This window comes from Variovorax sp. CCNWLW225, from assembly GCF_037204045.1.
Classification (GTDB): domain Bacteria; phylum Pseudomonadota; class Gammaproteobacteria; order Burkholderiales; family Burkholderiaceae_C; genus Variovorax.
The window spans coordinates 130,899-157,614 of record NZ_JBBCBV010000002.1 but is presented as its reverse complement, the minus strand read 5'-3'; the positions used below and the strand labels follow the sequence as shown (position 1 = coordinate 157,614).

Sequence of the window (26,716 nt, the reverse complement as noted above, 5' to 3'; positions counted from 1 at the left end):
CCGGCTGTACATAGACTTGTGAATTGAAGTCACAGCTGAAAGCCGAGGAGCCGCCATGCCGCGTATCGATGTGAACCGCTCCGGTGAAATGGAGGCCTTCGTACAGCTGGTCGAATCCGGCGGCTTTTCCGCCGCGGCGCGCCTGCTCGACATGACGCCTTCCGCGGTGAGCAAGCTGGTGGCGCGGCTCGAATTGCGCCTGGGTATTCAGCTGGTGCACCGCTCCACGCGCAAGCTGCAACTGACACCCGAAGGCCTGCATTTCTATGAGCGCAGCACGCGCGTGCTGGCCGACATGGATGAGGCCGAGCGCTGCGCCGCCGCGGGTGCCGCGCCGCGCGGCCGGGTGAGCATCAACGCGAGCGTGTCCTTCGGGCACCACAAGCTGGTGCCGCTGGTGCCCAAGCTGCTCGAGCTGCATCCGCAAATCACGCTGGACATTGCACTGACCGACCGCATCGTCGACCTGATGGACGAGCGCGCGGACATCGCGATCCGCTGGGGGCAGTTGCCGCCTTCCGACCTGGTGGCGCGCCGCCTCGGCGAAACCAGCCAGGCGATCGTGGCCTCGCCCGACTATCTTGCAAAGTACGGCACACCGCACACGCCGCAGGAACTGGAAGCGCACAACAGGTTGGGCTGGAGCTACCGGCGCAATACGCCGGATTGGCCATTGCGTATCGACGGGCGAATGATCTCGTTGCCCGTGGCCGGGCCGGTGCGCGCGGGCGACGGCGAAACGCTGCGGCAGCTGGCGATTGCCGGCGCGGGCGTGGCGCGGCTGTCGCTGTATCACATACAGCACGACATCGATGCGGGCCGGCTGGTGCCGCTGCTGCAGGAATTCAACCCCGCCGAGGTGGAGCCGATCCACGCGGTGTACATCGGCAAGGCCGGCACCTTGCCAGCACGCGTGCGCGCGGTGCTCGACTTTCTGGTGGCGTGCTCGGGCGTGGGAGGAGGGCGCTACACGATCAAGCGAACCGAGCCGATGCCCGCAAATTCCACCGTTACCTGATCTCCGCGGCGGCAAGGCACGATACCGACCCACGACCCTGTGGTGACGACGGTGCCGGCCGGCGCGCTTTGCCCATGGCGCGTGATGTGGCGCAGCCAGATGGGCAGCAACCATGCGGGGTCGGCCAGCGGATGGGTGCCTTCGCGCACCACGCTTTCCGAATTGCCGACTCTGGTTTCGCAGCGCTGCGAAGCCCAATCGACGGCCGCATAAGGCTGCCATTCGCCGAGAACCAGCGCGCCATGCACTTGCGAATCCGCAAGGCGCAGCAACGGGGGCGTAGCGGCCAGGTCTTGCCAACGCGAATCGACGATTTCCACCGAGACCGCCATGGCATCGATCAGCGAAGCCGCGTCCTGGTGGTCGAGCTTCGCGGCCATTTCCGGTGTCACGTCCTGTCCGAGCCGCAGGGCGATTTCAGCTTCGATGCCGGGCGAGTGAAAAACCAAGTCGCTGAAGTCCGCCGGGCTGTTGCGCACGCCTTGAGGGGGCAGCGGCGCATGCGTGAGCGTCACGTTTCTGGAGGCGCCGCCGGATTTCCAATGGGCCGGAACGGCACGGTCACCAAACCAGCCGAGCGCAGCGGCTACTGCGTCCTGCACCTCGTAGGCCTGCGTGGCATCTTGCAGCGCGTCGGTCCAGGTGGAGGCATCGAGGGTGGTGTTGCTGCGGCGGGCTGCAACGAGCGCATCGGTCAGGGCTGTCATTTGTGAGGTCATCTTGTGATTTTGTCAGTTGCGTCCCGGGCGAGTGCAAAGGCCACCGGGTACTCCCCTCCGCGAATGTCCCCCGCCTTCGGCTCCTCCTTTATTTCGCTGCGCGGAGCACCCGATGCCCTGTGCACCGGGGCACGCTGCTGGTGTTCCGCTGATCAACCACGGCTCTGTGCAACGCGCCCGCTGGCGGGGTGCCTTGCGCAGCGAAATAAAGGAGGAGGGGCGCAGCCCCGGGGGACATTCGCGGAGAAAGGTACCCCGTCGGCGGGTGCGCCGCCCTGAATCCCCTGAACCCGTCAACAAGGCAGCAAGTCAAGTATCGACATGCACCTTGCCATCCTTCACCACCTTGGCCCACTTGGCGATCTCGGTCGCGATGAACTGCTTGAACTTGTCCTGTGAGCCGCCACCGTCCTCCGCACCATAGGTGTCGAGCTTTTCCTGCACATCGGGCATCGCGAGCACCGTGTTGACGTCGCGGTTGACCTTGTCGGCCACCGGCTGCGGCAGCTTGCCCGGGCCTGCCAAGCCGTACCAGGTGGTGGCCTCGAAACCGGCGAAGCCCTGCTCCTGCATGGTGGGAACGTTGGGGTGGCCCTTGGCCCGCTTGGCTCGGGTCTGCGCCACGGCCAGCACGCGGCCGCTTTTTACGTGCGGCGTGGCTGCGGTCATGGTTTCGAAGCTGTATTGAATCTGGCCACCCATCAGGTCGGCCAGCAGCGGGCCGCTGCCTTTGTACGGCACGTGCAGCGCATCCACCTTGGCCTGCAGCTTGAACATTTCGAGTGCCAGGTGCTGTGCCGAACCGGCGCCCGCGGAGCCGAAGCTCACCGTGCCTGGAGAGTCCTTGCAAGCGGACACGATGTCGTTCACCGTGAGCGCCTTTTGCGCCGGGCTGGCAATCAGCAGGTTGGGCGTGACACCCACGAGCACGATCGGCACGAAGTCGCGTTCCACGCTGTAGCGCAGCTTGGGCTGAAGGCTCGGCGCGAGCGCGTGGCTGTTGATGTGCGCCATGAGCAGCGTGCTGCCGTCGCTGGGCTGCTGCGAGACGTATTCGGCCGCCAGCACGCCCGCCACGCCGCCCTTGTTCTCGACGATGACCTGCTGGTTCCACATGGTCGTGAGCTTTTGCGCCACCACGCGCGCAAGCGCATCGGTGCCCCCGCCCGGCGGAAACCCCACCACGATGCGCACCGGCCCGCTGGGCCACTCCTGCGCGAAGAGCCGGGGCACGCCCAGCGTGGCGGTCGCGGCACCCGCGGCTTGAATCAGCGAACGTCTCTGCATCATCTTTGTCTCCAGTGTGTGGTGGGTCCGATGCGTGCCTGACTGGATGCCAGGCAAGGGTGTCGGCCGCCGCGCCGTTCGAGCGACGCGTTGCGGCCGGGTGTGAACGGGTTCGTGCGCTACGCGGCCTTTTGCAGTGCCGGGGATGCGGCGTGGCTCGCGAAATGGTCCATGGCCGCGTGCACGCCGCTGCCTGCCAGCTTGATGCCCGCGAGCTTCATGCCCATTTCGACGCCCGCCACCATGGCGACCAGCGTCAGGTCGTTGCTGTCGCCCAGGTGGCCCATGCGGAACATGCGGCCCTTGAGCTTGCCGAGGCCGGTACCCAGCGAAAGATCGAAGCGCTGGTGAATCAGGCGGCGCAGCGCATCGGCATCGACTCCCTCCGGGGTGATCACGCCGGTGAGCACGGGCGAGTACACGGCAGGGTCGGCGCACTGGATCGGCAGGCCCCAGGCGTTGACCGCCGCGCGCACGCCGGTAGCCCAGCGCTGGTGGCGCGCAAACACGTTGTCCAGCCCTTCGCCGAGCAGCATGTCGAGCGACTCCGAGAGGCCGTAGAGCAGGTTGGTGTTGGGCGTGTAGGGCCAGTAGCCGTCCTTGTTCATCTCCACGATCTCGTCCCAGGCCCAGAAGGCGCGTGGCAGCTTCGCGCTTTTCGATGCTTCGAGCGCACGCGGCGAGAGCGCGTTGAAGCTGATGCCGGGCGGCAGCATCAAGCCCTTTTGCGAGCCGCTGATGGTGACGTCCACACCCCATTCGTCATGCCGGAAATCGGCGCTTGCGAGGCCGGAGATGCTGTCGACCATCAAGAGGGCCGGGTGGCCCGCCGCATCGATGGCCTTGCGCACCGAAGCAATGTCGGAGGTGACGCCGGTGGAGGTTTCGTTGTGCACCACGCACACGGCCTTGATCTTCTTTTCGGTGTCCTTGCGCAGGCGGGCCTCGATGAGATCGGCCTGCACGCCGCGGCGCCAGCTGGGCGCGGCGGGCAGTTGCTCGTCCTTGCCCGTCCACGCGAGGAATTCGGTCGACAGGCCGAGCCGCGTGGCCATTTTTTGCCACAGCGACGCGAAGTGCCCGGTTTCGTACATCAGCACGTGGTCGCCCGGGCTCAGCGTGTTGGCCAGCGCGGCCTCCCATGCGCCCGTGCCGGAAGCAGGGTAGATGGCAACCGGATGCTTCGTCTTGAAGATCTGCTTGATGCCGCCGAGCACCTTGAGCCCCAGCGTGCCGAACTCGGGCCCGCGGTGGTCGATGGTCGGCAGGCTCATGGCCCGCAGGATGCGGTCGGGCACCGGGCTGGGGCCGGGAATCTGGAGGAAGTGGCGGCCGGTGGGATGGATGTCGAGTTGCAGCATGGACTGTCCTTTCGCCTTCAGTTTTGCATTCAAAATTGAATAAGGCATGCTGGTTTACCCTTAACAACACCGATTGCAGCTGTGGTTTTTTGCATTCAAAATGCATTCAAGGGAAACAGACATGACTGCAGACATCATCGAAATCTCGCGCCTCGCGCTGCACGACCAGGTGGCTTCGCGCCTGCGCACGATGCTGGTCGAAGGGCACATCGCCCCGGGCGCAAAGCTCAACGAGCGCGAGCTGTGCCTGCAGCTGCGCGTGTCGCGCACGCCGCTGCGCGAGGCCATCAAGCTGCTCGCGGCCGAAGGGCTGGTCGACCTGCTGCCGAATCGCGGCGCGGTGGCAGTGAAGCTCACCGAGGCCGACGTGCTCAACACCTTCGAGGTGCTGGCCATGCTCGAAGGCATGTCGGGCGAGCTGGCGGCCAAGCGCATTACCGATGAAGAACTGGCCGAGGTGCGCGCGCTGCACTACGAAATGATGGCGTGCTTCGCTCGGCGCGATCTCTCGGGCTATTACCGCCTCAACGCGCGCATTCACACCGCCATCAACGAGGCCGCGGGAAACCCGGTGCTGGCCAGCACCTACCGTTCCATCAACGCCCGCGTGCAGTCGCTGCGCTTTCGCACAAACCAGAACGACGCGAAGTGGAAGCACGCCGTCGAAGAGCATGAGCAGATGGTCAACGCGCTGGCCACGCGCGACGCACCGGCAATGCGCAAGGTGATGGTCGCGCACCTCATGCGCAAGCGCGACACGGTGCTGGAGCTCATGCGCGCCGGTGAAATCTACCCCCAGACCCACAAAGCGAGCTGACCCCACACCATGCGCGTCGATCCCGCAAGCCACATCCAGCCCGCCGGAACCGTTCTTCCGCCCAATGAAACCTGCGATGCGCTCGCACGCCGGCTGCGCGCCGAAACGCAGGGCGAGGTGCTGTTCGACGACGGTTCGCGCGGCCGCTACGCCACCGATGCGTCGATCTACCAGATCACCCCGGTCGGCGCCTTCGTGCCGACCAATGAACGCGACATTGCCACCGCCATCGACATCGCACGCGACCTGAAGGTGCCTGTGCTCGCGCGCGGCGGCGGCACCAGCCAATGCGGCCAGACCACGGGCGCCGCACTGGTGATCGACAACAGCAAGCATTTCCGCCGCGTGCTCGACGTGAATGTGGAAGAGGGCACCGCCACCGTCGAGCCCGGCCTGGTGCTCGACCACCTGAACGCGCAGCTCAAGCCGCACGGCCTCTGGTATCCGGTCGATGTGTCGACCAGCGCGCAGGCCACGCTGGGCGGCATGGCCGGCAACAACTCCTGCGGGTCGCGCTCCATTGCCTACGGCAACATGGTGCACAACGTGCTGGGCGCGAGCGCCTGGCTTTCGAGCGGCGAGCTGGTGGAGTTTGGCCCGCAGGCCACGCTGGGCCCGCGCGCGGCTGGCATTGCGCAGTTCGTGCACGGGCTGGCTGTCGAGCACCGCGAGCAGATCCACGCCAACTGGCCCAAGGTGCTGCGCCGCGTGGCCGGTTACAACCTCGACATCTTCGACAACCAGAACGAGCGGCCCTATACCGCCGACGGCAGCGTGAACCTTGCGCACCTGCTGATCGGCGCCGAAGGCACCCTGGCCTATACGAAGAGCCTGAAGCTCAAGCTCGCGCCGCTGCCGCGCGCCAAGGTGCTGGGCATCGTGAATTTTCCGACCTTCCATTCGGCCATGGATGCGGCGCAGCACATCGTGAAGCTCGGCCCCACGGCGGTGGAGCTGGTCGACCGCACGATGATCGAGCTGAGCCTTGCCAACCCGGCCTTCAAGCCCACGGTGGAGACAGCGCTGATCGGCAAGCCGGCGGCCATCTTGCTGGTGGAGTTTGCGGGTGCTGAAAAGGCCGGGCTGCTGCCGCGGCTCAAGCAACTTGTCGAGCTCATGGGCGACCTGGGGCTGCCCGGCAGCGTGGTCGAAATGCCCGATGACGCGCGCCAGAAAAACCTGTGGGAAGTGCGCAAGGCCGGCCTCAACATCATGATGAGCCTGAAGGGCGACGGCAAGCCGGTGAGCTTCATCGAAGACTGCGCCGTGCCGCTCGAGCACCTGGCCGAATACACCGATGCGCTGACCGAAGTGTTCGCCCGGTACGGCAGCCGTGGCACCTGGTATGCGCATGCCTCGGTCGGCACGCTGCATGTGCGGCCAATTCTGGACATGCGCGCAGACGGCGGCGCCAAGATGCGAGCCATTGCCGAAGAAGCCGCCGCGCTGGTGCGCAAATACAAGGGCGCCTTCAGCGGTGAGCATGGCGACGGCCTGTGCCGCGGCGAGTGGATCGAATGGCAGTTCGGCCCCGCCATCAACGAGGCGTTTCGCGCCATCAAGCAAAAGCTCGATCCGGCCAATCTTTTCAACCCCGGCAAGATCATCGATACGCCGCGCATGGACGACGGCGCGCTGTTCCGCTTTGCGCCGCCCACCGCGCCCAAGCCCTACAAGCGCATCGAACTCAAGCCCGTGCTCGACTGGTCGGCCTGGAACGTCAACGCCGATCCGGTGACCGAGCAGACCACCGCGCCCGGCACTGGCGGCGACAGCACGGGCGGCCTGGCCAAGGCCGCGGAAATGTGCAACAACAACGGCCACTGCAGAAAGTTCGACGCCGGCACCATGTGTCCGAGCTACCGCGTGACGCGCGACGAGCAGCACCTGACGCGCGGCCGTGCCAACACGCTGCGGCTAGCGCTCTCGGGCCAGCTTGGCCCGGACGCCTTCACCAGCGAAGAGATGCACGAAACCATGGACCTGTGTGTCGGCTGCAAGGGCTGCAAGCGCGACTGCCCGACCGGCGTGGACATGGCGAAGATGAAGATCGAGTTTCTCGACCACTACAAGAAGCGCCACGGCCATACGCTGAAGGACAAGATCGTGGCGTACATGCCCGACTACGCGCACAAGGCCAGCCGCCTGCCGTGGCTCATGAACCTGCGCAACACCTTGCCCGGCGCGGCCTGGCTGGGCGAAAAGCTGCTGGGTTTTTCCGCACGACGGTCGCTGCCCGAATGGCGCTCCGACACCTTCTGGCGCGCCAAGGCCGACCTGCACGGCATGTTCGCCAGCCGCGAAGCCGTGCTGTCGGTGCAGGCAAGCGGCGGCAAGGCCGCGATACTTTTCGTCGACACTTTCAACGGCACATTCGAAAGCGAAAACGCGCTGGCCGCGGCGCGTGTCCTCAAGGCTGCGGGCTACACGCTGCACACGGTCGAAAAAAGCGGCGGGCATCACTGCTGCGGCCGCACCTTCCTGGCCAGCGGCATGGTGGCTGAAGCCAAGCGCCGTGCCGAGGCACTGATCGACGCCCTCAAGCCGCTGGCCGAGGCGGGCATTCCCATCGTCGGGCTCGAGCCCTCATGCCTGCTTACGCTGCGCGACGAAACCCTGGTGATGGGCTTCGGCAAGAAGGCCGAAACAGTCGCCAAGCAGGCGCTGCTGTTCGAGGAGTTCATTGCGCGCGAAATGAAGGCCGGCCGCTTCGCGCTTGCGCTCACCCCCGCAACGGCGCCGATCCTGCTGCACGGCCATTGCCACCAGAAGGCGTTCGGCGCGGTCAGCCCGGTGCTGGAGGTGCTGCGGCTCATTCCCGGCGCCGAGCCCGAACTGATCGAAAGCTCATGCTGCGGCATGGCCGGCAGCTTTGGCTACGAGGCGCGCCATATCGAGGTGTCGATGCAGATGGCCGAGGCCAGCCTGCTGCCGGCGATCCGCGCGAAGCCGGGAGCCATTGTGGTGGCCGACGGCACCAGCTGCCGCCACCAGATCGGGGATGGCGCGCAGCGCGAAGCCGTGCACGTCGCCGTGCTGCTGGAGCGGCACCTGGCGCCGGCAGCCCTGGCCGATTGAACGGCTATCGCGGGTGGCACAAAATAGCCCGATGAACGATGAAGCAGCGACCACAGCAGCAGTTGCGGCGGAGCCCGGCTTCGCGCTGTTCGACACCGCAATAGGCACTTGCGCGCTCGCTTGGGGCGCGCGCGGGCTCATCGGCGTGCAACTGCCTGAAGAAAACGGAGAAGCTGCCACGCGGGCGCGCATGCGGCGCCGCTTTCCGGATCTGACCGAAGCCGTGCCGCCGGAGAGCGCGCAGAAGGCGGTCGCGGCCATCCAGGCTCTGCTGCAAGGTGCGCCCGACGACCTCGGCGACATCGAGCTCGACATGAGCCACGTGTCGGAATTCCATCAGCGCATCTACGCCATTGCGCGCCGCATTCCGCCCGGCCAGACGCGCACCTACGGCGAAATCGCGGCCGAGCTGGGCGACAAGGGCCTTTCCCGCGCGGTAGGGCAGGCCATGGGCCACAACCCCTTCGCGCCGGTGGTGCCGTGCCATCGCGTGCTGGCCGCGGGCAACAAGCCCGGCGGCTTTTCGGCGGGCGGCGGCGCGCTGACGAAACTGCGCATGCTCGACATCGAGGGCGCGCGGCCGAACGGCATGGCGTCGCTGTTCTAGAAGCCCTGGCCGAACTCTTCTTCAGGCACTTGTCGGCTGGCGCAGGCGCACTGCCAACTGGTAAACCGTGGCCGACAACAGGAGCGCCGCGGCGACCACTTCCGAGAGGATGGTGAGATTGGCCATGCGCGTATGCCACTCGAACGGTGCGAGCGCATAGTGGCCGAGGCCATCGAATCCGAGCACGGCGTATGCAGCAACCAGGACCAGACCCGTGGCGATCCACTTCTTGCCAATGAGCAAGAAGAAGCCGAGCACGCCCACCGATGTAATTGCCGCCCAGGCCGCGTAGACCCTTGCGCTGGTAAACGAGGCCGGCAGGTTCGGGTACTCGCAGATGAACTCCGCGTTGTGGGTGAAGTGCCCCAGGCTGGTCAGGAAGTACGCCACGGCCAGAACGACGAGCAGCGTGGGAAGCTTGCCGGATTTCATGCCGGTGCTTCCTCTTCGGCCCGAGCCGACGCCGCCTGCTCGGCCCGCATGATCTGGTGCCGCTGCCAGTAGCGGCCGACGGCGCCCTTGAAGTTGTCTTTCTGTTTGCCCAGGCCGCCCACCTTCACCTTGGTGGTGCGCGCACCCAGCATGCCCTTGTCGTGGTGGGAAACGATCAGCATGTCGGCGAAGGCGTTGTCTTGGAAGGTCAGGTCCTTGACCTCGTCCCATCCGATCGTCGAACCGCCGTCGACGCTCTGGTGCAACCCCTGGTAGCTCACCTGTACGCGCTCGTTGTTCTTCAACGCAAACTCGACCGGGGGAAAGTGGCGCAGCACCACGGCGCGCTCTTCTTCCGTGGCCGGTTCGTATCGGTAGGCAAGGCTCAGTTCGTGGTTCTGCACGAAGCGCTGCTCATAGTCATTCCACATCCGCGCCTCGATGTCGGCGGCAGTCTCGATTTCGTCGGCCCAAGAGGCGCTCGGCGCGGTCGCGACGATAGCGCCATAGGCACTCTCGGGCACGTGATGCCCGACGTTGCGCATGCGCTCCAGCAGCGGCGGGTGGCTGTCGTAAGGGTGCGGCACGTCGGCGGTCTTCATGGTTTCGATGAATGCCTCCGATCCGGCATAGGGCGGCAGGCCCGCGGCCACGAAGCCGGCAATGCCAAGCGCGCCGTCGTGCTGGCGGTTCTGTTCGAAGAGCTTTCGCTCCACGTCGTTGCGGTAGCTCGCATAGGCCGAAATCTTGATGAGCGACTGCACGATGGCGTTGGGCGCCGTCAGGCCGGCGGAAACCCGGTCGGCCTTGAATTCGCGTTCGCGGCTGTCGCGCGCCAGGGCGAACGAGAAGATCATGCGGTACAGGCGCAGCAGAAAGTGCGCAACGATGGTCAGCCCGCCGCTGCGCATTTCCCAGGTGTACTGGTCGAACTGCTGCAGCTTGGGGCCGAGCGCTGCACTGCTTCGGGTGTCGCCGCCGCCCAGGTGGGCCAGCTCGTGCGCGAGCACCGCATCGGCTTCGGTCTGGTCGAGCACGCGCAGCAGCGGAATGCTCACGAAAAGCGTGCGGCCATTCAGCGTACGGCCGCGAACGTCGCAGGGCGCCTCGGTCACGAAAAAGTTGGTGTCGATGCCGGCCACGATGTGGTCTGGCGGCGCGGTCTTAACGCGGGTGGCCAGTTCGCGGATGCGGTTCCACAGGCGGGGCGCATCGGCTTCGGCGACCAGCTCGCCTTCGATCTCGCTGCCGAAGGGCAGCTTCTTGAACAGCGTGTAGATCGCATAGAACACAGCAATGGCCGCTGCAATGCCGGCGATGGCAATCAGCTTGACGTAATAGCGCTCCATGAAATACGCGGTGAGCCAGAACGACAGCCACACCAGCATCGCGCTCTGCAGCACGACCTCGACCGCGCTCGACACCGTCATGAGCCGCCAGCCCGCCACAAAGCTGGCATAGCGAAGGCCGCGGTTGGCAAAGGCGAGGGCGCCCAGCACCAAGGCGGCCGCCAGCAGCGCCGCGCCGAGCGCCAGCGTCCAGATGGCTGCACGGTCGGCCCAATGGAACTGCCATTGCATCGAATAAGGACTGCACACCTGGTCGTGAAAGTCCTTGTCTTCAGGCGCGGTGGCGCTGCACGCCTTGGACAGGGGGCGGCTGCGATAGAACTCGGTGGTGAGTGCCTTGTCCGCTGCGGAGAGGCGGGTGTCGGCCGCGATGCGCGATTCGATCGCCTGCAAGAACTCGGCGTCTTGCGAGCGCAGCGCGTATTCGGTGAAAACCAGTGTCGCCGCCGGAATGGCGAAGAGCGACACCAGGGTCAGCAAGAACACGCGAAAAAGGTCTTTATGGATCGTGCGCGCGGCGGCCATGGCTAACTCCCTCCAGGAGACTGTTGTTGTGAATCGTTCTGAATATTCCGGGAAGCCGATAGCGTAGCCGCCGATTGCGTCATTGCGAATATCCAAGAGGGCGGCGGCGGGAACCAACTGAATACCAAGTTCGTACTCTTTCGCCAGAATTAGCAACGGCCGGGCGCCGACCCCACGCCTGCACCAACCGCCGCGCTTGGCGACAATCGGTTCGATGCGTTCTTCTCCCTTCTTCAAGATGGCCCTGTTGCTGGGCCTGCTCTCCGCCATTGGCCCTTTCGCCATCGACATGTACCTGCCGGCATTGCCGGCCATCGGCCAAACGCTGAAGGCCGACATCGGCGCGGTGCAGATGAGCCTCACGGCGTTTTTTCTTTCGCTGGGTGCGGGGCAATTGCTGTACGGGCCGATCTCGGACATGGTCGGGCGCAAGCCGCCGCTCTATGCCGGGCTGGTGCTGTTCGCGCTTGCGAGCATCGGTTGCGCGCTCGCGACCGACATCCAGACGCTGATCGCGCTGCGCCTGGTGCAAGGCCTGGGCGCGGCCGCGGGTATGGCGATTCCGCGCGCGGTGGTGCGCGACCTGCACACCGGCACCGATGCGGCGCGCCTCATGTCGCTGCTGATGCTGGTGTTCAGCGTGTCGCCCATCCTCGCGCCGCTGGCGGGCAGCGCCGTGATCGCGGTGGCGGGCTGGCGCGGCGTGTTCTGGGCCGTGACCATTGCCGCGGTGGCGGGCCTTGCAATGATGGTCACGCAGCTGCAGGAGACGCGGCCTCCGTCGGAGCGTGTTGAAAGCAGCCTCGGCAGCGCCTTGTCGGCCTACTGGCTGCTGCTGCGCGACTGGCACTACCTTGGGCTGGTGTTCATCGGCAGCTTCGCGATGGCGGGCTTTTTTACCTACCTGGCAAATTCGTCGTTCGTGATGATCGACCACTACGGCCTGTCGCCCGCAATGTACAGCGTGGCTTTCGGCGTGAACGCGGCGGCCTTCATCGGCGCCTCGCAGCTCACGGGTTCGCTCGGCGAGCGCTTCGGGCTGGTGGGACTCGTCAAGTTCGGCGTGGTGGCGTCGTGCGCGGCCATGGTCGCCATGTTTACTTACTTCGCGACGGGCGGCGACAGCCTCTGGGTGCTGATCGTTCTCTACTTCATCGCCTCGGGTTTCATGGGCCTGGTGATCCCGACCACCGGCGTGCTGGCGCTGGAGATGCACGGCGCTATTGCCGGCACGGCTTCGGCGCTGCTCGGCACGCTGCAGATGCTGACCGGCGCGCTGGCCATGGCGGTGGTGGGCCTGTTTACCGACGGGCGTCCGCTGCCGATGGTGACCGGCATGGCCGGCGGCGCGCTGATTGCGCTGGTGCTGACCTGGCTCACGCTGGGGCGCGTGCCCTCGCAACCCACCCGCGGCGCACAAGGAGCGCAAGAGGCTTGAACACCACGCGTGCAGGCACCGAGGCCGCGGTGCCCAAGACCAGCCAGGCCACGCAGCAAGTCGACGGGCTCGAGCAACCCGCGCGCCGCCGCGCGATGCTGGTCATCATCCTCGGCATCATGGTGGCGGTGCTCGACGGCACCATCGTCAACCTTGCGCTGCCAGGCATCGCGCGCGAGCTCCAGGCCAGCCCCTCGCATGCGATATGGGTGGTCAACGCCTACCAGATCGCCACGCTGGTCATGCTGCTGCCGCTGGCGTCGCTGGGTGACCTGGTGGGCTACCGGCGCGTCTACCTGGTCGGCATGGCGGTGTTCACGGTGGCATCCATCGGCGCCACTTTCGCCAATTCGCTCGGTACCTTGATTGCCGCCCGCACCTTCCAGGGCCTGGGGGCGGCGGGCATCATGAGCGTGAATGCGGCGCTGGTGCGGCTGACCTTTCCTTCGGCGCTGCTGGGGCGGGGCATGGCCATCAACTCGATGGTGGTGGCCACGTCTTCGGTAGCGGGGCCTTCGGTGGCAGCGGCCATCCTGTCTGTGGCTTCGTGGCCATGGCTCTTTGCCATCAATGTGCCGCTCGGGCTGCTCGTGTTCGCGCTGGGCATGAAGGCGCTGCCGTTCAACCGCGTGGCGCCGGCAGCCGGCCTGCGCTTCTCGCCGATCGACGTGGCGTTGAACGTGCTGATGTTCTCGCTGGTGTTCCTGGGCGTCGACCGCCTGGGGGTGCGAGAGGGCGGCGCGGCGGCGGGCGGTTCGCATGCCTCCGCCTGGCTCATCCTGCTGGCCGGGGTAGCAGTGGGCTTCTTCTACCTGCGGCGGCAGCGAACGCTGGCGGTGCCGCTTTTTCCCATCGACCTGCTGCGCATTCCGGTGTTCGCGCTGTCCATGGGCACCTCGGTGGCTGCTTTCTGCGCGCAGATGCTGGCCTATATTGCGCTGCCGTTCCTGCTGCTGGACGTGTACGGCCGCAGCCACATCGAGGCCGGGTTGCTCATTACCGCCTGGCCGCTGGCCATCGTCGCCATGGCACCGCTCGCGGGCCGGTTGATCGGGCGCTACCCGGACGGGTTGCTCGGCGGCATCGGGCTGGGCCTGCTCGCCATCGGGCTGGCGTTGCTGGCCGCGCTGCCGGCCCACCCGGGCAATGCCGACATCGCCTGGCGCATGGCGCTGTGCGGCCTGGGGTTCGGCCTGTTCCAGTCGCCGAACAACCACACCATCGTGACCTCGCCGCCGGCGCACCGCAGCGGCGCGGCCAGCGGCATGCTGGGCACGGCGCGGCTCACGGGCCAGACGCTGGGGGCGGTGGTGCTGGCGGGCGTGTTCAGCGTATGGAGCCCGCACGGCGGCCACGGGCCGGTGGTGGCACTGGTGCTGGCGGCCTGTTGCGCCGGCGTTGCGGCAATTTTCAGCAGCCTGCGGCTCAAGACGACAGGGCACCATGGCTGAATAGGGTAGGGTACGGCCCCATGACGGAAGTACCTGAAACCGTGGTTTGCCCGGGCTGCGATGCGGTCTTCAGCCGCACGCCCCTGAAGCCGCGCGAGGTTTCGCGCTGCGCCCGCTGCGGCACCGAGCTTTATCGCCACGCCGGCGACCAGCAGCGCCGCATCCTGCCGCTGACGGTGGCGTCGCTCATCATGTTTGCCATTGCCAACCTGTTTCCGATCGTCGAGATCGAGCTGCAGGGCCTGCGCAGCCAGACCACGCTGGCCGGCGCCGTGCTGGTGCTGAGCACCGAGGGCATGTCGCTGGTGGCGCTGCTGGTGCTGGCGACGACGCTGCTTTTTCCGCTGTTGCAGCTTTGCATACTGGCTTATTTGCTGGTCCCGCTGCAGCGCGAGCACCGGCCGGCCGGCTTTGCCGTTCTGGTGCGCGCCATGCAGATGCTGCGGCCCTGGGGCATGGTCGAGGTGTTTTTGCTGGGCGTGCTGGTGGCCATCGTCAAGCTGTCGAGCATGGCCACCGTGGTAGCCGGGCCGGCGCTCTGGGCCTTCATTGCGCTCACCGTCATGCTCACGGCGGTGCTTTCGTTCAATCCCAATGCCTTCTGGGAAATGACCTTTCGCCCGCCCGGCGAGCCGAAGGAGGGCGCGGCGTGATCGGCCCTTTTCTCCATGCGCATGACAACGGCGACGAAACCCCGGTGGCCACGGCCGCCTCGCTCGGCCTTGTGGCCTGCCCGCATTGCGATGCCGTCTGGCGCGACGCCGCCGAGGGGGAGCCCTGCGGCCGTTGCGGCACCCGCCTGTACACGCGCAAGCCCTACAGCCTGAGCCGCACCTGGGCCTTTCTGATTGCGGCCTGCATCATGTACATACCGGCCAACCTGCTGCCGGTGATGATCACGCGCACGCTGTTCGGCGCGCAGTACGACACCATCCTGAGCGGCGTGATCTATTTCTGGGTGTCGGGTGCCTACGGGCTCGCGGCGATCATCTTCATCGCAAGCTTTTTGGTGCCGCTTTTCAAGCTCACGGTATTGATCTTGCTCGCCTTGCTGGCGCAGCGCGCGAGCGATTGGCGCAGGCCCGAGCGGGCCAAGCTCTATCACATCGTCGAGATCATCGGCCGCTGGTCGATGCTCGACGTGTTCGTGGTTTCGCTGCTCACCGGGCTGGTGCAGATCCAGGGCTTTGCGGTCATCAATGCGGGCGTGGGCATTGCGGCCTTCGGCTCGGTGGTGGTGCTGACCATGCTCGCCTCGCTGAGCTTCGACCCCAGGCTCACATGGGACAGCAAAGAGCAACAGCAAGTCGAACGGCAGCGAAATGAACCGGCAAGTGACAACAGGGAAGAAAAGCCAGCATGAGTGAAGAAGACGTCAAACCGAACGACAACCAGGCCCCGCCGGGGTTGCCGCCGCCCCGCGTGGTGCGCCGGCGCCAGTGGCTGCCTTCGCTGATCTGGCTGATTCCCATCGTGGCCGCGCTGGTCGGCGTGATGCTGATCGCCAAGATACTGATGGAGCGGGGCCCCGAGATCGTGCTTACCTTCAACACCGCCGAAGGCCTGGAAGCGGGCAAGACCGCCGTCAAGTACAAGGACGTGCAGATCGGCACCGTGCAAAGCCTGCGGCTTGCGCGCGACCGCTCGCACGTACGGGTGATCGTGCAGCTGAACAACGAGGCCAAGAGCTTCACCGCCGAAGACTCGCGCTTCTGGGTGGTGCGGCCGCGGCTCGACACCTCCGGCATTTCAGGCCTGAGCACCTTGCTCTCGGGCGCATACATCGGCGCCGATGCGGGCGTGTCGACCGAAACCGCGAGCGAGTTCAAGGGCCTCGAAGTGCCGCCCATCGTCACGCGCGATGCATCGGGCCAGCAGTTCTTGCTGCGCGCGACGGACATCGGTTCGCTCGACGTGGGCTCGCCGGTGTACTTCCGGCGCATCAAGGTGGGCCAGGTGGCCGCCTATGAACTCGATGGCGATGGCCGCGGCGTGACGCTGCGCATCTTCGTCAATGCGCCTTACGACAAGTTCGTAGGCGTGAACACGCGCTTCTGGCAGGCAAGCGGCATCGATGCGCAGCTGAGCGCGAGCGGCTTTACCCTGCGCACGCAGTCGCTCGCCACCATCTTGCTGGGCGGCATTGCCTTCAAGGCGCCGGACGACGCCATGGGCCCGCTGGCCAAGGAGAACACGGCCTTCACGCTCGCCGAAGACGAAACCACGGCCATGAAGGAGCCCGACGGTCCGCCGCAGACGCTGCTGATGTACTTCAACCAGTCTCTGCGCGGCCTCACGCCGGGCGCACCGGTCGACTTCCGCGGCGTGGTGATCGGCGAGGTCAAGTCCATCGGCGTGGAGTTCGACCGTGCCGAGCGGGAGTTCCGCATGCCGGTGCTGGTGCAGGTCTACCCCGACCGCCTGCGCCGCCGCGCCGGCGAAAGCGGCGTGGAATCGCGCGCCACGCAGCAGGAGCGCCTGCGCTTCCTGGCCGAAAAGGGCCTGCGTGCACAGCTGCGCAACGGCAATCTGCTGACAGGGCAGGTGTACGTGGCGCTCGACTTTTTCCCGAAGGCGCCGCCGGCAAAGATCGACGTGACGAAGAACCCGATCGAGCTGCCCACCATGGCCAACAGCCTCGACGAGATCCAGTCGCAGGTGCAGGAAATTGCGAGCAAGCTCAACAAGGTGCCGTACGAGCAGATTGCCGCCGACCTGCGCACCACGCTCACCACGCTGAACAAGACGCTCACCAGCACCGAGCAGGCCGTGACGCGCATCAACAACGATGTGACGCCAGAGCTTGCCGCCGCCATGAAGGACGTGCGCAAGACCGTCAACAACGCCGAACGCACGCTCGCCGACGATTCGCCGCTGCAACAGGACATGCGCCAGACGCTGCGCGAGCTGACCCGCGCCGCCGGTTCGGTGCGCGTGCTGACCGACTACCTCGAGCGGCACCCCGAGTCGCTGCTGCGTGGCAAACCGGACGACAAGAAATGAAGAAAAATTCAAAACCGCTCCTTCTCGGCGCCGCCGCGGCCGCGATGATCGTCCTTGCGGGCTGCGCGAGCAAGCCCGACAACTACTACACGCTGGCCAGCACAGTACCCGCGGCCGAGGCCGCGCCTTCGACCATCGGCACCGCTGCGCCGATCTATATCGAGTTAGCGCCTGTGGCAGTACCCGAACGGCTTGCAAGACCGCAGATGGTGGTGGGGCGCTCCAACGGCAGCGTGCAGGTCGATGTGCTCGAGCAGCACCGCTGGGCCGCGTCGTTCGAAAGCGAACTGCAGGACGCGCTCGCCAGCGGCATCGCAGCCCGGCTCGGCGCACTCGACGTGACCAAGGGCGGCCGGCAAACATCGCAGCCGGTGTGGCGCATTGCGGTGCAGGTGCGCCAGTTCGACGCGGTCGATGGCGGCCGCGTGGACGCAGGCTTCAGCTGGACGCTGCGGCGCACCGACGAGACCCGCACCATGGTCTGCCAGCTGAACGTGGGCGAGGGCGTCGCAGGCGGTATCGACGCGGTGGCGCAGGGCGCGCAGCGCATCACGGCGGCAGCCGCGGCGGCCATTGCACGCAGCGTGAGCGCGGCGCGCGCGAACCCGGCAGCGACCGCGTGCCCGCTCTGACTTTTTCTCCCTCCCCCTTTGGGGGAGGGCCGGGGTGGGGGCGCGACGGCGGTCATCGATGGATGGTGTCCAGTTGCAAGCTGCCCCCATCCCAACCTTCCCCCGGAGGGGGAAGGAGCAACACCGGCGTCTGCTTTTAGATGGATCGGAGGTCATCGTGGCACAGATCGGCAAGGCACCCTGCGACAACGCGCTGATCCTGCATGGCGCCAAGGCACAAGAGACCACCTGTCCCGATGCCTCCAAGCCCTGGGTGCTGGCCGCCGCGATCATCGGCTCGAGCATGGCGTTCATCGACGGCACGGTCGTCAACGTGGCACTGCCGGCCATCCAGGCGGACCTGCGGGCGACCGCATTCCAGGCGCAGTGGGTGGTCGAGTCGTATGCCTTGCTGCTGGCCGCGCTGCTGCTGGTGGGCGGCGCGCTCGGCGATCATTTTGGGCGGCGCCGCATCTTCGCCATCGGCGTCGGCATCTTCGCTGTGGCATCGGTGGCTTGCGGACTGGCGGCCAACGTGCAGCAGCTGATTGCCGCGCGCGCGGTGCAGGGCATTGGCGGGGCCTTGCTGGTGCCCGGCAGCCTGGCGCTCATCAGCGCTGCATTCCCCGAAAAAGAGCGCGGCAAGGCCATCGGCGTCTGGTCGGGCTTCAGCGGCATTACCGCGGCCGCGGGGCCGGTGCTCGGCGGCTTTCTGGTCGACCATTTCTCGTGGGCCTGGGCCTTCCTCATCAACGTGCCGATGGCGCTTTTGGTGTTGTGGATCGTGTGGCGGCATGTGCCTGAAAGCCGTGGTTCGTCGGCCAGCGGCGGGCTCGACTTTTTGGGTGCGCTGCTCGCAACCGCCGGGCTCGGCGGCATCGTCTATGCGTTCATCGAGGCCCCCACGCAGCACTGGAATTCACCCGCCGTGGTGGCTGCCATGGCCATTGGCATCGCGGCGAGCGTGGGCTTCATTGCCGTGGAGCGCAAGGCGCAAACACCCATGCTGCCGCTGGCACTGCTGCGCATCGGCAACTTCAGCGGCGCCAACCTGCTGACCTTGCTGCTGTATGCCGCGCTGGGCGGCGGCTTGTATTTCTTTCCGCTCAACCTGATCCAGGTGCAGGGCTACTCGGCCACGGTGGCGGGCGCGGCGCTGCTGCCGTTCATCTTCATCATGTTCGCGCTTTCGGGCTGGGCAGGCCAACTGGTGGACCGCTTCGGCCCGCGGCTGCCGCTGGTCATCGGCCCCGCGATTGCCGCCGTCGGCTTTGCGTTGTTCGCCGTGCCCGGTGTCGACGCGAGCTACTGGAGCGGGTTTCTTCCCGCCGTGGTGGTGCTGGGCTTCGGCATGACCGTGACCGTGGCACCGCTCACCACCACGGTGATGAACGCGGTCGGTCCCGAGCAAGCCGGCGTGGCTTCAGGCGTCAACAACGCCGTGTCGCGCGCGGCCGCGGTGCTAGCCATTGCGGTGTTCGGCCTTGTCATGGCCTGGGCCTTCGACAGTGCGCTGGCCGAGAGCCTGCGCAGCATGGGGGCCTCGGCGGAGATGTCGGCATTTCTGGAAGGCGAGCGCGACAAGCTGGCCGGCGCCGCGCTGCCGCCGGGTGTCGATGCGGACACCGCCGCAGCCTTGAAGCGCGCCGTCGCCGAATCCTTCGTGGCCGGTTTTCGGTGGGTGATGCTGCTGAGCGCCGGGCTGGCAGTGCTCAGCGCATTGAGCGCGTGGCTGATGATTGGCGGCGGGGCGGCGCCGGCAGAGGCCACCCCGGCATCCCGAGGGCCGGCCGCCTGACTCATGGCGCCGCGCCGGCTACACCAGCCGCCGGATCGCCTTCTTGCGCCACACCAGCCGGTAGTACGCCGTTTGCAGAAGCAGCATCGCCCCGAAAGTCACGGGGTAGGCATACCAGATGCCGTTGAGGCCGATGCGGTGGCTCATGAACCAGGCCACCGGCACCTCGATGCCGATCAGGCAGAGGATCGAGATGGCCGTGGGCACCAGCACCGAGCCGCTGGCCCGCATGATCCCCGAGATGGCCGCGGCCATGCCGAAGATCACCAGGCTCCACAGCATGATGTGCAGCAGCGTCTGCGCAATTTCGATCACCGGCGCGCTGGTGATGAAAAAGCCCATGAGGTGGCGCGAGAACAGGTAGCCCAGCAGCACCAGCCCGCCCGTGAGCGCCAGGTTCATCAGCAGCGCGGTCTTGGCGATGGCGCCAAGCCGGTCTGCGCGGCCCGCGCCGATGGCCTGGGCGCCGAGGATCGATGCCGTGATGGCGATCGAGATGGCCGGAAACTGCACATACGCCACCACCTGGTTCACCGCGCCGTACGCCGCGGTAGCGCTGGAGCCGTAGCCGTTCACCAGCGAGAGCAGGGCGATTTCAGCCAGCGCCACCACGATCATCTGCACGCCCGTGGGCACGCCGACCTTGAGCACGGCCTTCAGCAGCTTGGGGTCGATGCGCAGGTGGCGAATCAGCTCCGCATCGGGTGCCAGCGGACTGCCGCGGCTGCGAAGGCGCCACGCCATCCACAGCGTGGCGACCACGAAGGCCACCACCGTGGCCCAGGCGCCGCTCGCAACGCCGAGCTGCGGCAAGCCGCCCCAGCCGCGAATGAGCGCCGGCGTGACGATGAGACCCACAACCGTGGAAATGATCAGCGTGAGCAGCGGCGTGACCGTGTCGCCCACACCGCGCAGCATGGCGGTGGACAGCAGAAAGACGAACAGCCCCGGCATGGCGATCAGCATGATGCGGGCATAGCTGGTGGAGTCGGCCAGCACGTCGGGCGGCGTGCCGAGCAATGCCAGCAGCGGCGTGGTGAAGGCGCCGCCGAACACCGCCACGGCGAGTCCCAGCAGGATGCCGACCGCCAGCGTGGTGCCCGCCACGGCCTTGGCCTTGGCAACGTCGCGCGCCCCCCAGGCTTGGCCGATGAGTACCGAGGCCCCGGCTCCCAGGCCGATGACGAACGCGATGAAGAAGAACATCACCGGAAAGAAGCTCGACACCGCCGCCAGGGCGCTGACCCCGATCATCTGGCCGATGTAGATGTTGTTGATGGTGCCCGACAGCGACTGCAGGATGTTGCTGAGCAACATCGGCGCCAGGAAGAACAGGAAGGTCTTCCACAGTGCGCGCGGTGCGCCGGCGGCGGCCACGGGCGTGCCGCGCAGGCCGGTCTTATCTGCCGGGGCTTCGGTGGTGGCGGTTGGCGTGGTGCTCATGCGGCGCTCCATCCCGCAGCGGAAAGCTTCTGCAGGTGCGCCCTGATGTCTTCGGGCCATGGGGCGACAAGCTCGTCGAAGCGCTCGCGTTCACCTGCGAACAATGCGCGCGTCGCTTCCTCGAAGCCGGGCAGGTCGCCCGCAATGGCGGTCATGAAGCGATAGGCGGCTTCTCTTGCCGCACGCTCGGTGTCGCGGTCGGCGTGCACGCGGCGTGCGTCGTCGACGAGGCGGCGCAACGCGACCGAGGCGCCGCCCGGCTGTCGGCCGAGCCACTCCCAGTGGCGCGGCAGCAGGGTCACTTCACGTGCCACCACGCCCAGCTTGGGACGGCCGACAGTGCGCGGCGCTTCGTCATGAGCTTCGGGCTCAGCGGATTCAGTTTCTTCGCGCAGGTCGAGGTCGATCTGCGCGCCCGTCGAGTCGTCGAAAAGCAGCACGGATGCAGCGTCTGGGCGCCGGCGCAATTGGGCGATCACCTCGGTCTTCGTGCCGCCGGCAACACGCTGGAAGCCGGAAAACGCGGTGATGGTGGTGCTGGCCAAGGCTGTTGGAGTTGTTGGAGCTGGCATGTGATTGTTCATGCGTCATATTTTATCCGGGTAAAAAAGCAAAGGGCAATATACCCGGGTAAAAATATGAAGACGGGAACTTGCGGATGGCGAAGGAGGGGGCCGCACCCGGCCCATTCTTGCGGGCGGCGCCGGAATTGGCCGCCGCGGCCCTATGGCAAACTTCAGCGCTTTATTCGCCAAGCACCGTCGGCCCAGCCGACCGTGCGTGACAGGGACGTCATTCAGACATGCAGAAAATCATTCGCCAGCTTGCCGCCGAGATCAAGGTAGGCGAGCACCAGGTGAAGGCGGCCATCGAACTGCTCGATGGCGGTGCCACGGTTCCGTTCATTGCCCGCTACCGCAAGGAGGTCACCGACGGCCTCGACGACATTCAGCTGCGCGAGCTCGAAGCGCGCCTGGCTTACCTGCGTGAGCTCGAAGACCGCCGCGCCGCGGTCATCAAGAGCATCGACGAGCAGGGCAAGCTCACCCCCGAATTGCGCGCCGCCATCGAATTTGCGCCGACCAAGCAGGAGCTCGAAGACCTGTACTTGCCGTTCAAGCAGAAGCGCCGCACCAAGGGCCAGATTGCGCGCGAATTCGGCATCGAGCCGCTGGCCGACAAGCTGCTGGCCGACCCGACGCTCGACCCCGCGGTGGAGGCCAAGGCCTTCCTGCAGCCCGCCACCACGCTGGACGACGGCAAGCCGGGCCCCGATTTCTCCACCGTGCCGGCCGTGCTCGACGGCGTGCGCGACATTCTTTCGGAGCGTTGGGCCGAAGATGCGGCGCTGGTTCAGGGCCTGCGCGAATGGCTGTGGGCCGAGGGCCTGCTCAAGTCCACGCTGATGGCCGGCAAGGACGAGAACAACGCCGACGTCGCCAAGTTCCGCGATTACTTCGACTACGACGAGCCGATCGGCCGCGTGCCTTCGCACCGCGCGCTGGCCGTGTTTCGCGGCCGCGCGCTCGACATCCTCGACGCCAAGCTGGTACTGCCGCTGGAGCCCGAACCGGGCAAGCCCAGCATTGCCGAAGGCCGGATCGCGCTGCACCTGGGCTGGAGCCACGCAGGCCGCCCGGCCGACGACCTGATCCGCAAGTGCGTGGCCTGGACCTGGCGCGTGAAGCTCGCGCTTTCGACCGAACGCGACCTGTTCACCCGCCTGCGCGAAGACGCCGAAAAGGTCGCCATCAAGGTGTTTGCCGACAACCTGCGCGACCTGCTGCTGGCCGCTCCCGCCGGCCCGCGCGTGGTGATGGGCCTCGACCCGGGCATTCGCACCGGCGTGAAGGTGGCCGTGGTCGACGCGACCGGCAAGCTGGTTGAAACCGCGACCGTGTTTCCGCACGAACCGCGCAAGGACTGGGAAGGCTCGCTGCACACGCTCGGCAAGCTCTGCGCCAAGCACGGCGTGAACCTGATCGCCATTGGCAACGGCACCGCGAGCCGCGAGACGGACAAGCTGGCTGCCGACCTCATCAAGCTGCTCGCCAAGATGGCCGCACAAGCCGGCGCACCCGAAATGAAGGTCGACAAGGTGGTGGTGAGCGAGGCCGGCGCTTCGGTGTATTCGGCCAGCGAATTCGCCTCGCAGGAAATGCCCGACGTGGACGTGAGCCTGCGCGGCGCCGCCAGCATTGCGCGCCGCCTGCAAGACCCGCTGGCCGAACTCGTGAAGATCGACCCCAAGAGCATCGGCGTGGGCCAGTACCAGCACGACGTGAACCAGAGCGAACTGGCGCGCACGCTGCAGGCCGTGGTGGAAGACTGCGTGAACTCGGTGGGCGTGGACCTCAACACCGCGAGCGTGCCGCTGCTCAGCCGCGTTTCCGGCCTCTCGGCCAGCGTGGCCAAGGCGGTGGTGCGCTGGCGCGAATCGAATGGTGCGTTCTCCACGCGAAAGCAGCTGCTCGACGTGACCGGCTTCGGTCCCAAGGCGTTCGAGCAGAGCGCGGGCTTTCTGCGGATTCGCGACGGCGCCGACCCGCTGGACATTACCGGCGTGCACCCCGAGACCTACCCGGTGGTTGAACAGATCATCGTGAAGACCGGCAAGCCGATCGCCGAACTGATGGGCCGCGCCGAGATGCTCAAGACGCTCAAGCCCGAGCTGTTCGCCAACGAGAAGTTCGGCGTCATCACGGTGAAGGACATCCTCGGCGAACTCGAAAAGCCGGGCCGCGACCCGCGCCCCGACTTCAAGGTGGCGCGCTTCAACGACGGCGTGGATGACATTGCCGACCTGAAGGAAGGCATGATCCTCGAAGGCACCGTGAGCAACGTGGCCCAGTTCGGCGCCTTCATCGACCTGGGCGTGCACCAGGACGGCCTGGTGCACGTGAGCCAACTGAGCCACAAGTTCGTGAACGATGCGCGCGAAGTGGTGAAGACCGGCGACATCGTCAAGGTCAAGGTGATGGAAGTGGACGTGGCGCGCAAGCGCATCGGCCTCTCGATGAAGCTCGACGCGGCCCCCGCCCGCCGCGACGGCCCGCGCGACAACCGCTTCGAAGGCGCGGGACGCGGCCAGCAACAGGGTTCGCGCCGCGACAGCACGCCGCAGCCCGCGGGCCAGATGGCCAGCGCGTTTGCCAAGCTGCAGGGGCTGCGCAAGTAAGCCGTGCCGCACGGTTCTTGCTGATGCCGCCGGCATGACGATGAAGGCACTGCGCATCTATGCCGGCCCCGCGGCCCGCAAGCACATCGAGGCGAACGGCCTGCGCCCGCAGGACGTGCGCACCATTCCCGGCGCCGCGGGCGGCCCCAAGGGGCTGATCCTCGGCCCGCTCGACCGCTTCATCTTCGGGCGCTGGCTTACGCAATCGAGCCAGCCGGTGCACCTGGTGGGCGCATCGATTGGGGCATGGCGGCTTTCGACGGCCTGCCTGTCCGATCCGCAGAAGGCCTTCGAACGCTTTGAGCACGACTACGTGCGCCAGCAGTTCGAAGTGCCGCCGGGACAGAAGCGCCTCCGCCCCGACCAGCTGAGCGCGCGCTTTGCCGAGAGCCTGCACGACTTCTACGGCGGGCGCATCGGCGAGGTGCTCAACCACTCGCGCTACAAGCTCCATGTGGTGACCTCTCGCGGCCGCCACATCCTCGGGCGCGAGGGCAGGGCGCGCACGCCTTTTGGCTACCTGGGCGCCTTTGCCACAAACAGCCTGCACCGCAAGAGCCTGGGCGCATGGCTGGAGCGCTGCGTGTTTTCCACGCCCGGCGCGGCCCTGCCTTTCGGCACCAACGACTTTCGAACGCGGCAGCACGCGCTCAGCGAAGAGAACTTCAACATGGTGCTGCAGGCATCGTGCTCGATTCCGTTCCTGCTTGCCGCGGTCCACGACATTCCGGGCGCGCCGCGCGGCGCTTATTGGGACGGCGGCATCACCGACTATCACCTGCACCTGGACTATCAGCCGGCCGACGAAGGCATCGTGCTGTACCCGCATTTCCAGCAGGCCGTGGTGCCGGGCTGGCTCGACAAGGGCCTGCGCTGGCGACACAAGTCCACCGGCTTCCTCGACCGCATGGTGGTGCTTGCGCCGGACGCCGACTGGGTGCGGTCGCTCCCCAACGGCAAGCTGCCCGACCGCAAGGATTTCATCCGTTTTGCGAACGACGCGCAGGCGCGTATCGGCGCCTGGAGCAGGGCCACGCGCGAGGCCCAGCGGCTGTCGGATGAGTTCGAGGCGTGGCTTTCAACCGGGCGCACGCAGGACCTGCTGCCGCTCTGAAAACGTATCGCCGGGGCAAACCCTGAGGCTGTGGGCGCGCAGCGCCTTCGAGAATGGGCCGTTCACTCTTTTCAGAGAAAGCCGCCCCCATGCAGCAGGCCCCGATTTCACGCCGCCGATTCACCCTTGCCGCCGCAGCGGCCGCAACCATCCCGATGCCGACGCTGGCCCAAAGCGCCTGGCCCAACAAGCCGATCCGCATCATCGTGCCGTACACGCCGGGCGGGTTTACGGACCAGATGGCACGGCTGGTGCAGGTGGGCCTGCAGGCGCGGCTCGGCCAGCCGGTGCTCGTCGACAACAAGCCCGGTGCCAACAGCCTGATCGGCGTCGATGCCATTGCCAAGGCCGCGCCCGACGGCACCACCTTCGGCGTTGTCATTGCGGCCTATGCGGCCAACACCACGCTGTACCCCAAGCTGCCGTATGACCCGAAGAAGGACCTGAGCGGCGTTTCGTTGATGGGCGTGTCGCCGTTGCTGGCGGCGGTCAACGTCGATGCACCTTTCAAGACCGCGCGCGAACTCATCGACTACGCGCGTGCCAACCCGGGCAAGGTGAGCTTCGGTTCATCGGGCAACGGCTCGGCCGCGCACCTGACGACCGAGCTGTGGAAGTCGCTCACGCAGACCTACATGATCCACATCCCGTACCGCGGCGCGGTGCCGGCACTCACGGATTTGATGGGCGGCCAGATCCAGCTGTTCTTCGATGCGCCCACGGGCCTCATCAACCAGGCGAAGGCGGGCAAGGTGCGGCTCATCGGCGTGGCCGGAGACAAGCGCCTGGCCGCCGCTCCCGACGTGCCCACCTTCATCGAGCAGGGCTTTGCAGGCTTCACCGGCAGCACCTGGGCCGGCATGCTGGCGCCCGCGGGCACGCCGCGCGACATCATCAAGCGCATGTCGGAAGAGGTGGCGCGCGTGATCAAGAGCGACGAGACGCGCGCCAAGCTCGATGCCATGGGCACGATTCCGGCGGGCAGCACGCCCGAAGAATTCGACGCCTTCATCACGGCTGAAACCACCAAATGGGCGAAGGTGATCCGCACCGCCGGCGTGAAGGCGGAATAGCGGAACAGGTGAGCGAAGAAAGCCTCAGGCCGCCAGCACCAGCACCTTGAACTGGCTCGGCACGATCCGCATGCCCACGATGTTGCAGCGGTTCTGCACCGACAGGCTGGTCATGCGCGTGCAGGGCGTGCCCTTGAGCAGCACGGTGAACGCACCCGTGATGTGGCGCGAAGGCCCCATCACGGTCTGCGACACAACGCCCATCAGCACGCCCGCGTTGTCGCCGTTGGTGATGGGCGTGGTGGTGGCCAGGTTGTGGGCCGGCGTGCCGCCGTAGAGGATGTTCCAGGCATTGGGAATGGCCGTAGGCCCGAGCGCGAAGTTCGGGTAAGGGATGGGCAGCGCCGGCGGCGTCTTGCAGACATCTGGAAATGCGAGGTCCATTCCCATCATCTGTGCGTTGGCAAACATGCG

Annotated in this window: 22 protein-coding genes; 14 read left to right on the top strand and 8 right to left on the bottom strand. The window is 66.6% G+C overall.

Going from position 1 to position 26,716, the window contains the following annotated elements; all coding sequences use genetic code 11:
- Positions 1-55 precede the first annotated feature (55 nt).
- Complete coding sequence (locus V9L20_RS05365; protein WP_337295798.1) at positions 56-1,018, top strand: LysR substrate-binding domain-containing protein; 963 nt, start codon at positions 56-58, stop codon at positions 1,016-1,018.
- On the opposite strand, the gene V9L20_RS05360 is transcribed toward V9L20_RS05365, so the two are convergent.
- The 3 genes from V9L20_RS05360 to V9L20_RS05350 all read right to left on the bottom strand — a co-directional run bounded on the left by V9L20_RS05360 (position 967) and on the right by V9L20_RS05350 (position 4,385).
- Positions 967-1,737, bottom strand: coding sequence for a 2-keto-4-pentenoate hydratase (locus V9L20_RS05360; protein ID WP_337295797.1), 771 nt, complete (start codon positions 1,735-1,737; stop codon positions 967-969). The genes V9L20_RS05365 and V9L20_RS05360 overlap by 52 nt on opposite strands.
- Before the next feature lie 309 nt (positions 1,738-2,046).
- On the bottom strand, positions 2,047-3,024 hold the full coding sequence (locus V9L20_RS05355; RefSeq protein WP_337296120.1) for a tripartite tricarboxylate transporter substrate binding protein: 978 nt from the start codon (positions 3,022-3,024) through the stop codon (positions 2,047-2,049).
- A 119-nt stretch (positions 3,025-3,143) separates the two neighbouring features.
- Positions 3,144-4,385 carry a pyridoxal-phosphate-dependent aminotransferase family protein gene (locus V9L20_RS05350; protein WP_337295796.1) on the bottom strand — a complete coding sequence of 414 codons (1,242 nt, stop codon included), beginning with the start codon at positions 4,383-4,385 and terminating at the stop codon, positions 3,144-3,146.
- A 121-nt stretch (positions 4,386-4,506) separates the two neighbouring features.
- Between V9L20_RS05350 and V9L20_RS05345 the strand changes: the two genes are divergently transcribed.
- The 3 genes from V9L20_RS05345 to V9L20_RS05335 are packed head-to-tail and all read left to right on the top strand — an operon-like array spanning position 4,507 to position 8,887.
- Entirely contained in the window at positions 4,507-5,202 is a 696-nt protein-coding gene (locus tag V9L20_RS05345) for a GntR family transcriptional regulator (protein WP_157613807.1), read from the top strand.
- Between the two features lie 9 nt (positions 5,203-5,211).
- On the top strand, positions 5,212-8,280 hold the full coding sequence (locus V9L20_RS05340) for an FAD-binding and (Fe-S)-binding domain-containing protein (RefSeq protein WP_337295795.1): 3,069 nt from the start codon (positions 5,212-5,214) through the stop codon (positions 8,278-8,280).
- Between the two features lie 31 nt (positions 8,281-8,311).
- Positions 8,312-8,887, top strand: coding sequence for a methylated-DNA--[protein]-cysteine S-methyltransferase (locus V9L20_RS05335; RefSeq protein WP_337295794.1), 576 nt, complete (start codon positions 8,312-8,314; stop codon positions 8,885-8,887).
- 21 nt (positions 8,888-8,908) lie between these two features.
- Here V9L20_RS05335 and V9L20_RS05330 read toward each other — a convergent pair whose 3' ends face one another.
- The gene (locus V9L20_RS05330; RefSeq protein WP_337295793.1) at positions 8,909-9,319 is read right to left on the bottom strand and encodes a hypothetical protein; all 411 of its coding nucleotides are present in this window, start codon (positions 9,317-9,319) and stop codon (positions 8,909-8,911) included.
- Positions 9,316-11,193, bottom strand: a complete 1,878-nt coding sequence (locus V9L20_RS05325; protein WP_337295792.1) for a M48 family metallopeptidase — start codon at positions 11,191-11,193, stop codon at positions 9,316-9,318. Before V9L20_RS05325 ends, V9L20_RS05330 begins: the two co-directional genes overlap by 4 nt.
- A 214-nt stretch (positions 11,194-11,407) precedes the next feature.
- Between V9L20_RS05325 and V9L20_RS05320 the strand changes: the two genes are divergently transcribed.
- The 7 genes from V9L20_RS05320 (at position 11,408) to V9L20_RS05290 (ending at position 19,494) form a co-directional block, all read left to right on the top strand.
- Positions 11,408-12,631 (top strand): multidrug effflux MFS transporter, encoded by a 1,224-nt coding sequence (locus V9L20_RS05320; RefSeq protein WP_337295791.1) that lies wholly within the window; start codon positions 11,408-11,410, stop codon positions 12,629-12,631.
- 95 nt (positions 12,632-12,726) lie between these two features.
- Positions 12,727-14,082, top strand: a complete 1,356-nt coding sequence (locus V9L20_RS05315; protein WP_337296119.1) for an MFS transporter — start codon at positions 12,727-12,729, stop codon at positions 14,080-14,082.
- 20 nt (positions 14,083-14,102) lie between these two features.
- A complete protein-coding gene (locus V9L20_RS05310) occupies positions 14,103-14,735 on the top strand; it encodes a paraquat-inducible protein A (protein WP_258506128.1) in 633 nt (210 codons plus the stop codon).
- Positions 14,735-15,445 carry a paraquat-inducible protein A gene (locus V9L20_RS05305; protein ID WP_337296118.1) on the top strand — a complete coding sequence of 237 codons (711 nt, stop codon included), beginning with the start codon at positions 14,735-14,737 and terminating at the stop codon, positions 15,443-15,445. Before V9L20_RS05310 ends, V9L20_RS05305 begins: the two co-directional genes overlap by 1 nt.
- On the top strand, positions 15,442-17,085 hold the full coding sequence (locus V9L20_RS05300; RefSeq protein ID WP_258506131.1) for a PqiB family protein: 1,644 nt from the start codon (positions 15,442-15,444) through the stop codon (positions 17,083-17,085). Before V9L20_RS05305 ends, V9L20_RS05300 begins: the two co-directional genes overlap by 4 nt.
- Positions 17,082-17,717 (top strand): PqiC family protein, encoded by a 636-nt coding sequence (locus V9L20_RS05295; RefSeq protein WP_337295790.1) that lies wholly within the window; start codon positions 17,082-17,084, stop codon positions 17,715-17,717. The genes V9L20_RS05300 and V9L20_RS05295 overlap by 4 nt, the downstream gene beginning before the upstream one ends.
- A gap of 157 nt (positions 17,718-17,874) precedes the next feature.
- Positions 17,875-19,494 carry an MFS transporter gene (locus tag V9L20_RS05290; protein WP_337295789.1) on the top strand — a complete coding sequence of 540 codons (1,620 nt, stop codon included), beginning with the start codon at positions 17,875-17,877 and terminating at the stop codon, positions 19,492-19,494.
- An 18-nt stretch (positions 19,495-19,512) separates the two neighbouring features.
- Here V9L20_RS05290 and V9L20_RS05285 read toward each other — a convergent pair whose 3' ends face one another.
- Together V9L20_RS05285 and V9L20_RS05280 are read right to left on the bottom strand one after the other, a co-directional pair.
- Entirely contained in the window at positions 19,513-20,937 is a 1,425-nt protein-coding gene (locus V9L20_RS05285) for an MATE family efflux transporter (protein WP_337295788.1), read from the bottom strand.
- Positions 20,934-21,509 carry a DUF2239 family protein gene (locus V9L20_RS05280; protein ID WP_337295787.1) on the bottom strand — a complete coding sequence of 192 codons (576 nt, stop codon included), beginning with the start codon at positions 21,507-21,509 and terminating at the stop codon, positions 20,934-20,936. The genes V9L20_RS05285 and V9L20_RS05280 overlap by 4 nt, the downstream gene beginning before the upstream one ends.
- Positions 21,510-21,739: 230 nt before the next feature.
- Between V9L20_RS05280 and V9L20_RS05275 the strand changes: the two genes are divergently transcribed.
- The 3 genes from V9L20_RS05275 to V9L20_RS05265 all read left to right on the top strand — a co-directional run bounded on the left by V9L20_RS05275 (position 21,740) and on the right by V9L20_RS05265 (position 26,302).
- Entirely contained in the window at positions 21,740-24,115 is a 2,376-nt protein-coding gene (locus tag V9L20_RS05275) for a Tex family protein (protein WP_337295786.1), read from the top strand.
- Positions 24,116-24,155: 40 nt separating this feature from the next.
- Complete coding sequence (locus V9L20_RS05270) at positions 24,156-25,229, top strand: patatin-like phospholipase family protein (RefSeq protein ID WP_258508407.1); 1,074 nt, start codon at positions 24,156-24,158, stop codon at positions 25,227-25,229.
- A gap of 89 nt (positions 25,230-25,318) precedes the next feature.
- Positions 25,319-26,302 (top strand): tripartite tricarboxylate transporter substrate binding protein, encoded by a 984-nt coding sequence (locus V9L20_RS05265; protein WP_258506138.1) that lies wholly within the window; start codon positions 25,319-25,321, stop codon positions 26,300-26,302.
- 24 nt (positions 26,303-26,326) lie between these two features.
- Here V9L20_RS05265 and V9L20_RS05260 read toward each other — a convergent pair whose 3' ends face one another.
- Positions 26,327-26,713 carry a DUF4150 domain-containing protein gene (locus V9L20_RS05260; protein WP_018904446.1) on the bottom strand — a complete coding sequence of 129 codons (387 nt, stop codon included), beginning with the start codon at positions 26,711-26,713 and terminating at the stop codon, positions 26,327-26,329.
- Between the last annotated feature and the right edge of the window lie 3 nt (positions 26,714-26,716).

Coding starts and splice junctions, on each gene's coding strand:
- V9L20_RS05365 (WP_337295798.1), top strand. CDS start 56: ATGCCGCGTATCGATGTGAACCGCTCCGGTGAAATGGAGGCCTTCGTA.
- V9L20_RS05360 (WP_337295797.1), bottom strand. CDS start 1,737: ATGACCTCACAAATGACAGCCCTGACCGATGCGCTCGTTGCAGCCCGC.
- V9L20_RS05355 (WP_337296120.1), bottom strand. CDS start 3,024: ATGCAGAGACGTTCGCTGATTCAAGCCGCGGGTGCCGCGACCGCCACG.
- V9L20_RS05350 (WP_337295796.1), bottom strand. CDS start 4,385: ATGCTGCAACTCGACATCCATCCCACCGGCCGCCACTTCCTCCAGATT.
- V9L20_RS05345 (WP_157613807.1), top strand. CDS start 4,507: ATGACTGCAGACATCATCGAAATCTCGCGCCTCGCGCTGCACGACCAG.
- V9L20_RS05340 (WP_337295795.1), top strand. CDS start 5,212: ATGCGCGTCGATCCCGCAAGCCACATCCAGCCCGCCGGAACCGTTCTT.
- V9L20_RS05335 (WP_337295794.1), top strand. CDS start 8,312: ATGAACGATGAAGCAGCGACCACAGCAGCAGTTGCGGCGGAGCCCGGC.
- V9L20_RS05330 (WP_337295793.1), bottom strand. CDS start 9,319: ATGAAATCCGGCAAGCTTCCCACGCTGCTCGTCGTTCTGGCCGTGGCG.
- V9L20_RS05325 (WP_337295792.1), bottom strand. CDS start 11,193: ATGGCCGCCGCGCGCACGATCCATAAAGACCTTTTTCGCGTGTTCTTG.
- V9L20_RS05320 (WP_337295791.1), top strand. CDS start 11,408: ATGCGTTCTTCTCCCTTCTTCAAGATGGCCCTGTTGCTGGGCCTGCTC.
- V9L20_RS05315 (WP_337296119.1), top strand. CDS start 12,727: ATGCTGGTCATCATCCTCGGCATCATGGTGGCGGTGCTCGACGGCACC.
- V9L20_RS05310 (WP_258506128.1), top strand. CDS start 14,103: ATGACGGAAGTACCTGAAACCGTGGTTTGCCCGGGCTGCGATGCGGTC.
- V9L20_RS05300 (WP_258506131.1), top strand. CDS start 15,442: ATGAGTGAAGAAGACGTCAAACCGAACGACAACCAGGCCCCGCCGGGG.
- V9L20_RS05295 (WP_337295790.1), top strand. CDS start 17,082: ATGAAGAAAAATTCAAAACCGCTCCTTCTCGGCGCCGCCGCGGCCGCG.
- V9L20_RS05285 (WP_337295788.1), bottom strand. CDS start 20,937: ATGAGCACCACGCCAACCGCCACCACCGAAGCCCCGGCAGATAAGACC.
- V9L20_RS05280 (WP_337295787.1), bottom strand. CDS start 21,509: ATGCCAGCTCCAACAACTCCAACAGCCTTGGCCAGCACCACCATCACC.
- V9L20_RS05275 (WP_337295786.1), top strand. CDS start 21,740: ATGCAGAAAATCATTCGCCAGCTTGCCGCCGAGATCAAGGTAGGCGAG.
- V9L20_RS05270 (WP_258508407.1), top strand. CDS start 24,156: ATGAAGGCACTGCGCATCTATGCCGGCCCCGCGGCCCGCAAGCACATC.
- V9L20_RS05265 (WP_258506138.1), top strand. CDS start 25,319: ATGCAGCAGGCCCCGATTTCACGCCGCCGATTCACCCTTGCCGCCGCA.
- V9L20_RS05260 (WP_018904446.1), bottom strand. CDS start 26,713: ATGTTTGCCAACGCACAGATGATGGGAATGGACCTCGCATTTCCAGAT.